Source organism: Psychrobacillus sp. BL-248-WT-3 (assembly GCF_012843435.1).
Lineage (GTDB): Bacteria > Bacillota > Bacilli > Bacillales_A > Planococcaceae > Psychrobacillus.
On the sequence record NZ_JABAFC010000058.1, the window covers coordinates 1 to 13,735 of the forward strand.

The 13,735-nt window shown below is 35.4% G+C and carries 14 protein-coding genes and 1 riboswitch; of the genes, 11 read left to right on the plus strand and 3 right to left on the minus strand.

Annotated features, from left to right (window positions below):
• The first annotated feature begins 358 nt into the window (after positions 1 to 358).
• Complete coding sequence (locus tag HF876_RS17850) at positions 359 to 847, plus strand: YkvA family protein (RefSeq protein WP_169361409.1); 489 nt, start codon at positions 359 to 361, stop codon at positions 845 to 847.
• A 104-nt stretch (positions 848 to 951) separates the two neighbouring features.
• Here the strand turns inward: HF876_RS17850 and HF876_RS17855 are convergent, their stop codons facing one another.
• From HF876_RS17855 to msrA, 3 genes are all read right to left on the minus strand, one after another.
• Positions 952 to 2,553 (minus strand): ABC-F family ATP-binding cassette domain-containing protein, encoded by a 1,602-nt coding sequence (locus HF876_RS17855; RefSeq protein WP_169361410.1) that lies wholly within the window; start codon positions 2,551 to 2,553, stop codon positions 952 to 954.
• A 158-nt stretch (positions 2,554 to 2,711) separates the two neighbouring features.
• Complete coding sequence (locus tag HF876_RS17860; RefSeq protein ID WP_169361411.1) at positions 2,712 to 3,596, minus strand: hypothetical protein; 885 nt, start codon at positions 3,594 to 3,596, stop codon at positions 2,712 to 2,714.
• A 274-nt stretch (positions 3,597 to 3,870) separates the two neighbouring features.
• Positions 3,871 to 4,389, minus strand: a complete 519-nt coding sequence (gene msrA, locus HF876_RS17865) for a peptide-methionine (S)-S-oxide reductase MsrA (RefSeq protein WP_205964172.1) — start codon at positions 4,387 to 4,389, stop codon at positions 3,871 to 3,873.
• A 175-nt stretch (positions 4,390 to 4,564) separates the two neighbouring features.
• On the opposite strand from msrA, the gene HF876_RS17870 reads away from it, so the two are divergent.
• The 10 genes from HF876_RS17870 to HF876_RS17910 all read left to right on the plus strand — a co-directional run bounded on the left by HF876_RS17870 (position 4,565) and on the right by HF876_RS17910 (position 13,542).
• Complete coding sequence (locus HF876_RS17870) at positions 4,565 to 5,515, plus strand: LCP family protein (protein ID WP_169361412.1); 951 nt, start codon at positions 4,565 to 4,567, stop codon at positions 5,513 to 5,515.
• 67 nt (positions 5,516 to 5,582) lie between these two features.
• Complete coding sequence (locus tag HF876_RS17875; RefSeq protein WP_169361413.1) at positions 5,583 to 6,779, plus strand: AI-2E family transporter; 1,197 nt, start codon at positions 5,583 to 5,585, stop codon at positions 6,777 to 6,779.
• A gap of 5 nt (positions 6,780 to 6,784) precedes the next feature.
• Entirely contained in the window at positions 6,785 to 7,180 is a 396-nt protein-coding gene (locus HF876_RS17880) for a sporulation protein (RefSeq protein WP_169361414.1), read from the plus strand.
• Between the two features lie 125 nt (positions 7,181 to 7,305).
• Positions 7,306 to 7,533: a hypothetical protein gene (locus tag HF876_RS17885; protein ID WP_169361415.1), complete on the plus strand. Its 228-nt coding sequence runs from the start codon at positions 7,306 to 7,308 to the stop codon at positions 7,531 to 7,533.
• A gap of 75 nt (positions 7,534 to 7,608) precedes the next feature.
• Positions 7,609 to 7,740 (plus strand): RAxF-45 family protein, encoded by a 132-nt coding sequence (locus HF876_RS19315; protein WP_346764100.1) that lies wholly within the window; start codon positions 7,609 to 7,611, stop codon positions 7,738 to 7,740.
• A 108-nt stretch (positions 7,741 to 7,848) separates the two neighbouring features.
• The gene (gene abc-f, locus HF876_RS17890) at positions 7,849 to 9,717 is read left to right on the plus strand and encodes a ribosomal protection-like ABC-F family protein (protein ID WP_169361416.1); all 1,869 of its coding nucleotides are present in this window, start codon (positions 7,849 to 7,851) and stop codon (positions 9,715 to 9,717) included.
• Positions 9,718 to 9,801: 84 nt separating this feature from the next.
• A riboswitch (SAM riboswitch) is annotated at positions 9,802 to 9,905 on the plus strand.
• 145 nt (positions 9,906 to 10,050) lie between these two features.
• Positions 10,051 to 10,959 carry a homoserine O-acetyltransferase MetA gene (gene metA / locus HF876_RS17895; RefSeq protein WP_169361417.1) on the plus strand — a complete coding sequence of 303 codons (909 nt, stop codon included), beginning with the start codon at positions 10,051 to 10,053 and terminating at the stop codon, positions 10,957 to 10,959.
• 452 nt (positions 10,960 to 11,411) lie between these two features.
• Complete coding sequence (speD, locus tag HF876_RS17900) at positions 11,412 to 12,227, plus strand: adenosylmethionine decarboxylase (RefSeq protein ID WP_169361418.1); 816 nt, start codon at positions 11,412 to 11,414, stop codon at positions 12,225 to 12,227.
• Between the two features lie 243 nt (positions 12,228 to 12,470).
• Positions 12,471 to 13,187, plus strand: coding sequence for a DUF5694 domain-containing protein (locus HF876_RS17905; RefSeq protein WP_169361419.1), 717 nt, complete (start codon positions 12,471 to 12,473; stop codon positions 13,185 to 13,187).
• Positions 13,188 to 13,344: 157 nt separating this feature from the next.
• Complete coding sequence (locus HF876_RS17910) at positions 13,345 to 13,542, plus strand: hypothetical protein (RefSeq protein WP_169361420.1); 198 nt, start codon at positions 13,345 to 13,347, stop codon at positions 13,540 to 13,542.
• Positions 13,543 to 13,735: the final 193 nt, after the last annotated feature.

A 13,735-nucleotide genomic window follows, 5' to 3' on the forward strand; every position in this document is an offset into this window, starting at 1 on the left:
CTAATTTTCCCTCCACTTGTCTGACCCCCAATAAACGAATATATATAGTTTACTGAAAATCTATTAGATTAGCGAAAGTGTTCAATGTTATTTAGCAGCAACTGTCCATTTTATTTTAGCGTTTACACACATTACAGCAGGCTTTAAATGAATACTTGAAACTAGATAAAATGTATTTACAATAATAGCTATATTTATAAATAGATTTCACCAGTTTACTACTATGATTTTTTTATAGTAAAGGGCTAATTATAAAACTAACTCTTTGATGTGCTCATTAATATACTCGAATGAGTGCTATTTAAGTTTCTTTTTCCAAAATTTTTGGTATAGTGAGAACAAGAAAGGGGAGCTTTGTATGAATTTAGAGTTAAAAAAGGAATTACCTTCCTATGAGGAGCAACAAGATTTTTACACAAAACTACGTGCTAAAATAACGAAATATGTGGATTCCAAATCTAACAAGTTGGGTAAGTTTACTCCATACCTTCTTTTTGCTCCAGATTTTTTCCATTTACTTATTAAATCTATGCTAGATGATCGCATTGACGCAAAAAGTAAAACACTTATTGGCAGTGGTATCCTATACTTTATTACTCCAATTGATATATTACCCGAGGGCTTAATAGGACCAGGTGGATACATGGATGATATTATTGTTGCAGCATTTATTGTCAATATGCTTTTAAATAAGTTTTCCCCTGAAATCGTAGAAGAGCATTGGGCTGGAGAACATAAGCTGTTAGATACAATGAAAAAGGTATCGGAAACAAGTGATAGCTTGCTTGGGAAATTACCAGCACGTTCATTGCTAGGACGTTTTATAAAAACATCTAAAAAGGTGTAGGACTATACGTCTAACACCTTTTTTTATACGAAAAAATTTGTTATTAGTACCATGGGATATAAAAAAGGGTATCGTAAATATTTACGAATACCCTTTTTTACGTATTATAATTTTTGAGATTCTTTCCATTCTAAGAATTCATCATATGTCAGCTGTTTATCTAGAATAGAGCCGTCCTTGCGGATTTCGATTACACGATTTGCAATCGTTTGGATGAACTGATGGTCATGAGAAGTGAATATCATAGCGCCTTTGAACGCAATTAACCCATTATTCAATGCTTGGATGGATTCCAAGTCTAAATGGTTAGTAGGCTCATCTAGCAATAAAACATTACTTTCGGAAAGCATCATTTTAGAAAGCATGCAACGAACTTTTTCTCCACCAGAAAGGACAGAAGGTTTCTTCTTCACTTCTTCCCCAGAGAAAAGCATACGTCCTAGGAAACCACGAAGGAATGTTTCACTTTCATCATCAGGTGAATATTGGCGTAACCAATCAACTAGTGAAGTTTCTGTACCGTTAAAGTATTTTGCATTGTCTAATGGGAAGTACGCACGAGATGTAGTTACACCCCAACGAATAGAGCCTTCTTGTGGCTCTTCCTCTTCTGCAAGCATACGAAGTAAAGCAGATTTAGCAAGCTCATCACCTAACAAGATAATTTTATCGTCTTTGTTCATAGTGAAGTTCATACCTGAGAATAGTTTTTCGTTCTCTAGCGAATAACCTAAATCTTGAACCTGTAATACGTCATTACCAATTTCACGCTTCATAGAGAAGTTCACATATGGATATTTACGAGAAGAAGGTCTAATATCATCTAGTTCAATCTTATCTAACATTTTTTTACGAGATGTTGCTTGCTTTGATTTAGATGCATTCGCACTAAAGCGAGCAATGAAGGCTTGTAGTTCTTTAATTTTTTCTTCTTTTTTACTATTTTGATCCTGAGCCATTTTAGTAGCAAGCTGGCTTGATTCATACCAGAAGTCATAGTTTCCTACATAAACTTGGATTTTGCTGAAATCTAGGTCTGCAATGTGTGTACATACTTTGTTTAAAAAGTGACGGTCATGCGAAACTACGATTACAGTATTTTCAAAGTTGATAAGGAAATCTTCTAGCCATTGAATTGCTTTGATATCTAAATGGTTGGTAGGCTCATCTAGTAAAAGTACATCTGGTTTGCCAAATAAAGCTTGAGCTAAAAGTACTTTTACTTTTTCTGACCCAGTTAATTCAGACAGTTTCTTTTGGTGCATGCTATCAGGAATACCTAGTCCTTGTAAAAGGATGGCTGCCTCTGATTCAGCTTCCCAACCGTTAAGGTCTGCAAATTCCCCTTCTAACTCAGCGGCACGCATACCATCTTCGTCAGAAAAATCTTCCTTCATGTAAATTGCATTTTTTTCGTTCATTACTTCATATAAACGTTTATGACCCATGATCACTGTTTCAAGCACATTGTATTCTTCATACTCAAAGTGATTTTGCTTCAAAATCGCTAAGCGCTCATCTGGATTCATAATCACATTACCTTCTTGTGGCTCAATTTCCCCCGACAAGATTTTGATAAATGTAGATTTACCAGCTCCGTTTGCACCGATTAACCCATAACAGTTACCAGGTGTAAACTTTATATTTACATCTTCGAATAATTTACGATCACCAAATCGAAGACTTACATTACTTACTGCAATCATGCTATACCTCCTAAAATTCACAATGCTCTTATTATAGCACGGTGTTCAAACAAAAGCTATCAAACGTTGATATGTTTGGGTTTTGTACTTATTAATTTGGTTAAATATCATATTAAAAACCACCAACCAATAATGGAGGTGGTTCTATAAAAACTTTATTATTCTATATTTAATGTCCAATTACCATCAGCAGTAATTGTAAAGAAATATACGCTACTATCTTTAAATTTCTGTATTTGTGATCCTTTATATGTCCCAATTTCGTTAGCAATTAATGCTCGGTCGTTGATAATAATAGCAAAATTACTAGATCCATCATGTGTCATAGATATAGTACGAGCACCGCTTTCAACATTCATAAACACAACACTATCACCTTTACCAGAAGCGTTTCCTGTTAAAACTTCATCTGGTATAAATTGTGACATTTGAATTGTCCAAGCTCCGCTTGCAGAAACATTATATAGATATTCACCAGCTGAAATTTCATAAGCTTGCTTACCTTGATAAGAGCCAATTTCATTGACAACCAATTCTACAGGATCACCATTTTCATCAAGTAATTCTAATGCAAAATTACTAGACCCATTATGAGTAGATTCTATAATTACAAATCCATCATCTAGAGTAAACCGTCCAGTAGCACTATCTCCTGTACCTGAAAATTTTAAAGCATCTAAAGTAGCTTTTTTTTCTGCAATTTCTTTTGCAAGTCTTTCTTCTTTAGCTTTTGCTTCAGCTTCAGCTTCCTCTTTAGCTTTTTGTTCAGCTTCTGCTTTCTCCTCAGCTTCTTTAGTTTCTCTTGCTTGTTTTTCTTCAGCAGTCTCTTTTACTTTTTGAGGGGTAGAAACAACTTTTTCAGATTTATTTGCTTCTTCTTCTGTAACAGGAGTAATGGCTAATGCAATTACAAATATTATAAAAGAGGCTAATATGACTAAACCACTATTTTTCTTCTTCTTTTTTTTGATTAACGACATAATAAACATTACAATACCTACGATTATTCCCAAAAAACCTATTACGCCTAATAATGCGTACATTTCCTCACTCCTTGCTAATTTACAACTTATTAATAGTAAAACAGGATAGGAGAAAAGTACACAAAAATTAATGATAAATTATTAGGTAAAATTAACCACGTAATGAGAGGTTGATTGCATAATTACTTTTAGAGCTTACTAGGCCTAAGGATCAAATTGCTATTTAAAGTTTAACTAAAGTAGTAGTAAATAAAAAAATCCCCTCTAGCACTTTTGTTTAGAGGAGAATCTATATTTAAATGCTGCTTTTTGTTCACACCATGACCATGAAAATTTACTTCCAATTCTTGTTAATGAATTCAACGCGTCCTGATTGAGCAAGATCTTCTTTATAATGATCAGGACTTTTTTTATAGAAGTCTTGGTGATAGTCCTCTGCTTCGTAAAACGTTTCAGCATCTCGAATTACCGTAACAATCGGTTTGGAAAATTTACCGCTAGCCGCTAGCTGCTCTTTAGACTTTTCTGCGAGCATGCGTTGTTCTTCATTATATACGAATATTGCTGTCGTATAGCTTTCGCCTCGATCCTGGAATTGACCACCAGCATCCGTTGGATCTATTTGTTGCCAATATATTTCTAGTAGTTTCTCATAATCGAAGATAGAGGAGTCATACTGGATTTCTACCACCTCTAAATGACCCGAGTCCCCTTTTTTCACTTGTTCATATGTGGGATTTTCGATATGACCACCCATATATCCTGATGTTACCTTATGTATGCCTTCCCAAGAATCAAACGGTTTTACCATGCACCAAAAACAGCCTCCTGCGAACGTAGCTCTTTCTATCATTTTTATATCCCTCCTATTATAGTAAAATGATTTTACCATTACTTTTCAAGTTGTACAAAATTCTGAAACCAACGCACTGTAAATACGTTATTATAAGAGTATGATATAAATATGGGAAACTAAATACGTGCACCATCAAAACAGCATCGATGAAGAGCTCAAGGGGAGATTTAATATGACTGAAGAAAGAAATACAGAAAGACGATATAAACCGAAAAAAAAACTACGGAAAGGAAGAGTATTCCTTACTGTTCTGTTACTAGCTGGGTTAACAATTGGTATTTACTCATTTTTACAATATCGGGAAGGCTATAAATTAGCTAATGAAACAAAAGTAAAACAGGATATTGACTTTGAAGGGGATGCTTGGTCAAAAGGTGAACGAGAAAATATTCTAGTCCTTGGAGCAGATTCAGGAGCGGGAGGGAAAGAGAGATCCCGAACAGATACAATGATGATCATCTCTTGGGATAAAGAAAAAAATGACGTTAAAGTCATTTCGTTTATGCGAGATATTTATGCTGCTATTCCTAACTATAAGTCCTATAAGTTAAATACAGCCTATTATTTAGACGGAGTACCGTTATTGCAGGCAACTCTTCAGAATATGTTTGATATACCGATCCATCATTATGCATTAATAGATTTTAGAAGCTTTGAGTCATTGGTAGATATTCTCGCTCCTGAAGGAATTACGATGGATGTCGAGAAGGATATGTCTGAAAAAATTGGAGTTTCACTTACAAAAGGTGAACAGCAGCTCAACGGACAGGAGATACTTGGTTATGCACGATTCCGGGCAGACGGAGAAGGTGATTTTGGCAGAGTTGGACGCCAACAAAAAGTCATGGAAGCATTAAAGGACGAGGTAATTTCCATACAAAATGTTTCTAATATCCCGAAATTTATAGGAGCAGCTGAAGGGTATATCCAAACCGATTATTCCCGTAAAGATAAAGTTATTCGAGTCTTGGATGCTATCGTTAGTGGAAAGCTAGAAATGGATAAACTGACTATTCCTGTAGAAGGAAGCTATTATGATAAGAACTATAGTCACGCAGGAGCAGTTCTTGTAATTGACGAAGATAAAAATAGAAAAGCAATAGAAGATTTTTTAGGTGAATAGGACTTTTATATTTGCGATAAAATTTATTCATTCGTAAAATTAAGTTAGGAAAGGATGTTATGTAAAATTGGAACCTGAAAAACCTTCTTTTTTCTCAACTAGATACATAAAATTTTTAGGTGGTCGTAATACTATATTTACGCTTATACTGCTTTTAATGATTGGCTTAATCATCATGATTTATGATGAAATTTCCTTCATATTTGTCCCATTAACAGTTTTTCTAGGGAATGTCATCCTACCAATCATATTAGCAGTCATCATTTATTATTTACTTAGACCAATATTGCGTATGCTAGAAAAAATTAAAGTTAAACGAGTGATTGGTATACTACTCATCTTCTTAGCTTTGGTTGGTATTATTACCTTATTAGTTTTCTTAGTGTTTCCATTTTTAAAAGCTCAATTTTTTAAATTGGCAGAAGAGCTTCCAGGTTATTTTATAGAAGTCTTAACCCGCTTAGATTCATTCTTGAGAACGAACTCTCTTATAAGCACGTATTATTTGCAAATAGAAACCGATGTTGCTAATCTTCTGTATGATTTACCGAAGGAGCTAGGTGCATTTTTCCAGGAAACCTTTACAGGAATTGCAACAGGAATTTCCTCTGTTATCGGTATATTAACTAGCTTTATACTGGCAATCGTTACTGTTCCTTTTATCTTATTCTATCTTTTAAAGGATGGGGAAAAGCTTCCTGCTTATGTACTAAAAATTTTTCCTCCCCGCATGAGAGATGACATAAAGTCGGTTTTTACTAGTATCGATAAGCAGATCAGCTCGTATATTCAGGGTCAAATTCTTGTCTCTATGTGTATAGGTATTATGATCTTTATTGGTTTCACCATCATTGGGATGGATTATGCATTATTGTTGGGTGTTATAGCAATGGTTACGAGCGTTGTTCCATACTTAGGTCCAGTTATAGCGATAACTCCGGCTGCAATTATTGCCTTAGTTACCTCTCCTTTCATGCTTATCAAACTTGCAGTAGTCTGGACAATTGTTCAGTTAATTGAAGGGAAGTTTATATCCCCACAAATTATGGGCAAATCATTGCATGTGCATCCGATTACAATAATTTTTGTATTGATTACTTCTGGTGCGATGTTCGGAGTTCCTGGAGTAATTTTGGGTATACCTGGCTATGCTATTTTAAAAGTTATCGTTTCCCATTTTTACACAATGTTTAAAAAGAGGTACAATAAATTTGAACCAATTGTTGAAAAACACTATGAGTACACAAATAACAAGGTGGAATGAGAATAATGGCCAAAAAATTCAACTCCAGTATTGAAGTGAAATCCATAAAGATTGATACTGTGGTGGATCATCCTTATATTGAACATGGGATCAATCTTTCAGGTACGATTTATATTGATGGAGTTCATGACTATGAGCAAATCGAGAATATTAAGTTAGAAGTCTTTAAAGTGATTAATGGAGAAGCTCCCAAAGTTGTTTCCAAGCATTCTATAGAACTGGTAGGCACAGTAGCTTCAAAGGATATGCAAATGATTCCTTTTGAAATCATGCCAGATGAAAGATGGCTTCCAGATGGTGCAGAGGAAATGACAACGCTTATATTGAGAACGACTGTATTGTTTGAAAATGGCTCTGAATATAACGATGAAGATGAGATACATTTCGACATTGAAGAATAATTAGCAAAAAGACCAGCATTTTTAATGCTGGTTTTTTTGTGGATAAAATGATTGGATTGGTCCATTCTATGTGAAAAGGAATTGCAGCTTGTCATTTTTAGTTGCAGTATCAAAAGGAGTATGACATGAAAAAAATTATAGCTATATTGATTTTTACTTTGTTGCCCTTGAGTGCCTGTGGTGAAGACCGCACATCCAATGAACTTCCACCGCCTGAAATCATTGATAATAATAGGCAAAATTACGGGCCTGAGTCAGGAAATGCAGAAGTAAATAAAGAAAACGATGCAGGAATGCCAAATACGAATGAGTTAAATGATCCTGGCTTAGAGGGATTAGAAGGTTACGAATAAATAAAAAATCACATTGTACGAAATAATGGAATATGTTAAAATAATCTTACATTAATGGACGGAGGTGAAGGAAGAATGAAAAACACTGTGAATGCACATGGATTTATATTGGAATTTTTATCCACATCATGTGCGATTACTCATGGATTTGCTACTAACGGGACCAATCTGTCCTTTTTTAGACAATTACATGAAATTCACAGCTGATAAGCCATTCTTTCTGAACCACATTAGAAGACTGCTCGCTTATTTGAGCAGTCTTTTTGTATGCAGAAAAATGCTTCCAGCAATAATTTGGAGAGGAAGCGAAACATAATGATATGCAAAATACAGGAAATAAGTAAAATGCTTGGTGGTAATCTTATATTTGAGGATCTGTCTTTAGATATTAAACTGGGGGACAAATTAGGAATAGTGGGACGAAATGGGAGTGGGAAAACAACGCTATTTAATCTAATAGCGGGTATTGAAAAACCTGATCATGGAATTATCACTTTTAAAAAGGGAGCAAAAATAGGTTATTTAGCCCAAATTCCTGCTTTTTCAGAAAGCGTTAAAGGAAAAGACCTGTTATACGATGCTTTCGAGGATACTATGCTACTACAGAAAAAGATGAGTATACTTGAAAAAGAACTAGCAGTGGTAAATGCCGAGGCAATGGAAAAACTTCTAAAGCAGTATGGAGACATACAAGAAAAATTCACGGTACAGGGCGGATATACGATTGATTCCGAAATTGATAAAGTAGTTGAAGGGCTACAACTAGGTGGTTTTGTAGAACAGCCATTTTCAAGTTTAAGTGGTGGAGAGCAAACGAAAATAATGCTTGGACAGCTACTATTAACCAAGCCAGACCTTTTACTGTTGGATGAGCCGACTAATCATTTGGATTTGTTTGCAATAGAGTGGTTAGAGGAGTATTTAGTTAGTTATACAGGTACAGTTGTTATTATTTCACATGACCGATATTTTTTAGATAAGGTAGTTACAAAAGTTGCAGATCTTGAGGATGGTATGCTTACGAAATATCATGGTAATTATTCTTCTTTTTTAATCGAAAAGGAAGAAAAACTTACTCGTGAATTTCAACAGTATGAGGAGCAACAAAAAAAGATAAAGAAAATGAGAGAAGCAATAAAGAGGTTAAGGATTTGGGCTAACCAAGCAGTTCCTCCAAATGCGAGTTTACACCGTCAGGCGAGGAATATGGAACGGGCATTAGAGCGGATGGAAAAGGTTCGTAAACCTCTAATAGATCCTAAGAAAATGAGTCTATCTTTTGACGCGGCACCCCGAAGCGGAAAAGAAGTTGTCATAATGGAAGAGGCTTTCAAAAGCTTTGGTGAAAAAATGTTATTAAACAGTGCAGAGCTTCATGTATATTGGAAGGACCGTCTTGCAATCGTTGGTAGGAATGGAACGGGTAAAACTACCATTTTGAATATTCTTAGAGGAGTAGAGTTAATAGATTCGGGTGAAGCTCGATTTGGTAGTAATGTGCGCCATGGATATCTTTCTCAACATTTCGAAATAACAGATCCAAAAGCTCGCTTAATAGATATTTTTAGAGCAGAAGTAAATGTGGCAGAAGGAGAGGCTCGACACATCTTAGCGAAGTTTATGTTCTATGGGGCGGATGTTTTTAAAAGAATTGCTGATTTAAGCGGAGGAGAAAGAATGCGACTCCGTCTTGCTCAGCTAATGCATCAAGACATAAATTGTCTCATATTAGATGAGCCAACGAATCATCTTGATATTGATTCACGAGAGGTATTAGAGGAAGCGCTAGATGATTTTACAGGGACTATTATTGCTGTATCTCACGATAGATATTTTCTAAATAAACTATTTCCAAGGACTGCTTGGCTTGAGCATGGCGAGCTTACCACATTTGAAGGCCCTTACGAATGGGCAAGGGAAAAATGGAATGAGTTTTGCTCGAAAGAAAATACTAGGAAAGAAATAATCAAGCAGCCATTAAAAGAAGCAACACCTGCCAAACAACAAAAGGAAATTCCTCTGGAAAAGCGAATAAGTGAGCTCGAAAATGTTATAGGTGAGCTAACTAAACAAATTAGCATAGAGAATGACTGGGAAAATTATGAGGCATTAAGCTTGGAAAAACTTCGGGTAGAGGAGCAATTGGAGCAATTATTGGAGAAATGGCTAGATTTAGCAGAATGACCCGAATACTTTTCAAAATGGGTTGATATAAGTAATAGAGCGTGCTAATATAACTTATTAACGAATAATTTAAATAATTTAATATTCTTATCAAGAGAAGTGGAGGGATTAGGCCCTGTGATACTTCGGCAACCTCTGTTGTACAGAAAGGTGCTAATTCCTAACAAGACGATCTTGGAAGATAAGAGCTAGTTAGCAAATTCCTGCCTCTCTTTTCTTACATGGAAAGAGAGGTATTTATTTTAATAATTGCCTTGCTCCTGTTCGATTTCCTACTTAGTTTGAGGCGAAATCACAGGTGCTCTTGCGCATTTCATTGGGAGGGGAAAGTCATTGCCTATCAATATTCCGAAACAATTACCTGCAGCTAAGCTGTTAAAAGAAGAGAAAATTTTTCTCATGGATCAAGAGCGTGCTTACAAGCAGGACATCCGTCCACTTAACATTATTATTTTTAATCTAATGCCTGAGAAGGAAAAAACGGAGCTTCAGCTATTAAGGCTTCTGGGGAATACCCCAATACAAGTGAATATAACCTTTATGAATACAGCGACGCATGAATCCAAGAATGCCAGCAAAACCCATTTGGATACTTTCTACACGACATTTGATCAAATAAGAGAAAAAAAGTTTGATGGGATGATTATCACTGGTGCTCCAGTAGAACAGTTGCCATTTGAGGAGGTCGATTACTGGAATGAAATGAAGGAAATAATGGAATGGTCTAAATCCAATGTTACCTCCACCTTACATATTTGTTGGGGCGCGCAGGCTGCACTGTATTATCATTTCGGTATAGATAAATTCACACTTTCTCGTAAATGCTCGGGAGTGTATCGGCATATATTAACTGACCAAGTGGAGAATTTAATAAGAGGATTTAATGAAGAGTTTAATGCTCCCGTATCTCGTTACACTTCTGTATCTGAAGAAGAAATAGAAAAGCATGAGCGACTAACTATTTTATCCACTTCGGAGGAAGCAGGTGTGTTTCTTGTAAAATCGAACGACAATAAAATGGTGATGGTCACTGGTCATTTAGAGTATGATGCGCACACATTAGCAGAGGAATATCATAGAGACATAACTAAAGGAATAGATATTGAGATGCCAAAATACTATTTTCCAAATAATAATCCCTCTAATAAGCCATTAAATACATGGAGGGCACATACACATTTATTATTTTCTAATTGGTTGAATTACTATGTTTATCAGGCTACTCCTTATAACTGGGAGTAAAAAGAAAAATTATATATGAGTCAATTTCATAAAAGGCATTTTAAAGATTAAAAGTGAACATTATATATATTGATTGCAGCGGAGGGCGGCGTGGTAAGCAGGGATGAGTGAGACAGATAAAGACGTTACAACCACGCGCGAAATCGATGGGTGATGGCTTATCGCTCACTCCACGGAAAGCGTCCGCAATATGAGCGAAAATCAATAATACTTTATTATTAAAAATCATATAAATTCCATTGTTCTCTTTTAATTATTCGTGTTTTCTATACAAACAGGAATTTTGAAATTGACACATTCAAACTCCTGTTTTAATATTCAGGAGTTTTTTATTGATTTTAGTTTTATTTATTCAAATATTAGGGAAGACAAAATTGAAGAGACATTGTATTTTGTTGATACACATATCTATAAAAGTATGATTTTCAATTATTGGAAGTGGGGTTATGTCTATGAGTTTGACACCAAAACAAAGAATTGAGTTACATGGTTTTAATAATCTGACGAAAACACTAAGCTTTAATATGTATGATATTTGTTATACAAGGACGAAGGAAGAAAGGGAAAAATATATTGAATACATTGATGAGCAATATAACGCTGAGCGTCTAACCAATATATTAACAAAAGTGTCCGAAATTATAGAAGCGAATATTTTAAACATAGCGCAACAGGACTACGAGCCCCAGGGTGCAAGTGTGACCATTTTAGTGTCAGAAGGACCCGTGGATCAAACACCGATAGAATCATTTAAGCAATCCCCTGGGCCTATACCAGAGGTCGTTCTTGGTCATCTAGACAAAAGTCATATTACCGTTCATACGTATCCTGAATATCATCCAGATGAAGGGATTAGTACGTTTCGAGCAGACATAGACATTTCGACTTGCGGAGAAATATCGCCCTTAAAAGCTCTAAACTATCTAATACATTCCTTCGAAACCGATGTAATGGTCATGGATTACCGAGTGAGGGGATTCACGAGAGACGTGAAGGGTCATAAATTATTCATTGACCACGATATTAATTCCATTCAAAATTATATTCCGAATGCCTTGCAGGAATATTACCATATGATTGATGTGAATGTTTATCAGGAAAATATTTTTCATACCAAATGTAAGCTGAAACAATTTGATTTGAATAACTACCTCTTTGGTTACAAGGAAGACGAGCTATCCAATGAAGAGAAAATCTCTATCACCAAAAAGCTTAAAACAGAAATGGATGAAATTTTTTACGCCAAAAACATGACACGAACCGAATAATATTAAGCTCTAAGTGTCATTTTAAATCGTTCAAAATGAAGATAAAATCCTCTAGAATAGCAGAGCAATTCGCATAGAATTTGCTCTGTTTTTTTATTTATCGTTTTCTTAGAAAGGCCTCAACTAATAATATATCTATTTACCCTTATCCCTTTATATGGGAAAATAATAGAAAATTATGTTAACTCTGCGAGGTGTTAATGAAATTAATTTAATCGTATTGGGAGAGGATGATAATTAAAAATGACCAAAGTCATGATATTAGGGACATTTCATATGGGAAATACTTCTGATTTATACAGTGTAGACACGGATAACTTACGATCGACTAAAAGGCAAGAGGAGATAAGAAAAGTTGTAGATGCTATAAAAGAATTCCATCCTAACAAAATTGCATTAGAAGTTGAAAAAGAAAAAAATCACTTATTAAACGAAGAGTATCATCAATATTTAAATAATGAACTAGAGCTAGCAATAGATGAAATACATCAGTTTGGTTTTCGAGCGGCAGCGGAGTTAAAACACAAAGAGGTATATGCGATAGATTGGATGGAGAACGTTGGAAATCGCTCAATCGGAGAAGTTATGAATTGGGCAGAAAAAGAACAAACAGAGGTTTTTCAATTAATAGATACTTATCGTTCTAAGCTCATACTCCCACTAGATGAAAAAAGGATAGATGAGCTAATTAGAAGCCTAAACGAAGAGAAATACATATTAAAGCAACATGAAATGTATATGCATATTGCTCGTATAGGTCGGGGGAGCGACTATGTGGGGATTGATTGGATGAGATGGTGGTACCAACGAAATCTTATTTTGTTTGCAAACCTCGCTGAAATCTCCTCTTCGAATGATCGTGTACTTTTGATAATAGGAGCAGCTCATGTCCATTTGGTAGCTCAATTTTTAAAAGAAAGTGGACTATTTGAAATTGTTTCGGTTAGTGAGTTTCTTTAGATTTGTATTAATGTTTTATCGTTTACCCCCCATGGAAAAATTCCGGTAAGATTGTAAGCCAATTCTACTTCAGTATTAAAAAGCTATTGTTCTTGGTTTTCTACAAAAACGGTAATTATAAACATGAATTAAATATGATTGGTAAGGAGAAAATCTGTTGGTTAACTTAATAGAAAGTGTAAACGAGGTAACGATCCTATTGCTGTGGCTATGTGGATATGCATATATTCGTCTGCTTAAAAAGACGAAGAGGGACAGAAAGCTTAGCAGGTTTGAAGTAATGATGTATATCATTACATATCTTGTAACTTTTTTATACGCAGCATCTTACCTCCTTTTAACCCTTGGGACGTAACAAGAAAAGCGCAATCGCCTATGTCTGCCCCGACAGGCAAATGGAGAAAAGCGAGGAGGCAGTTCCTCAGCCACCGGAGCTTTTAACCATTTGACCCCGAGGGGCAAGGCGATGGAGCTAGCCAATCAAGAAAAGCGCAATCGCCTATGTCTGCCCCGACAGGCAAATGGAGAAAAGCGAGGAGGCAGCTCTT

Excerpts from the sequence above, each read along its gene's own strand:
- HF876_RS17850 (WP_169361409.1), top strand. The coding sequence starts at position 359 with ATGAATTTAGAGTTAAAAAAGGAATTACCTTCCTATGAGGAGCAACAA.
- HF876_RS17855 (WP_169361410.1), bottom strand. The coding sequence starts at position 2,553 with ATGATTGCAGTAAGTAATGTAAGTCTTCGATTTGGTGATCGTAAATTA.
- HF876_RS17860 (WP_169361411.1), bottom strand. The coding sequence starts at position 3,596 with ATGTACGCATTATTAGGCGTAATAGGTTTTTTGGGAATAATCGTAGGT.
- msrA (WP_205964172.1), bottom strand. The coding sequence starts at position 4,389 with ATGATAGAAAGAGCTACGTTCGCAGGAGGCTGTTTTTGGTGCATGGTA.
- HF876_RS17870 (WP_169361412.1), top strand. The coding sequence starts at position 4,565 with ATGACTGAAGAAAGAAATACAGAAAGACGATATAAACCGAAAAAAAAA.
- HF876_RS17880 (WP_169361414.1), top strand. The coding sequence starts at position 6,785 with ATGGCCAAAAAATTCAACTCCAGTATTGAAGTGAAATCCATAAAGATT.
- HF876_RS17885 (WP_169361415.1), top strand. The coding sequence starts at position 7,306 with ATGAAAAAAATTATAGCTATATTGATTTTTACTTTGTTGCCCTTGAGT.
- HF876_RS19315 (WP_346764100.1), top strand. The coding sequence starts at position 7,609 with ATGAAAAACACTGTGAATGCACATGGATTTATATTGGAATTTTTATCC.
- abc-f (WP_169361416.1), top strand. The coding sequence starts at position 7,849 with ATGATATGCAAAATACAGGAAATAAGTAAAATGCTTGGTGGTAATCTT.
- speD (WP_169361418.1), top strand. The coding sequence starts at position 11,412 with ATGAGTTTGACACCAAAACAAAGAATTGAGTTACATGGTTTTAATAAT.
- HF876_RS17905 (WP_169361419.1), top strand. The coding sequence starts at position 12,471 with ATGACCAAAGTCATGATATTAGGGACATTTCATATGGGAAATACTTCT.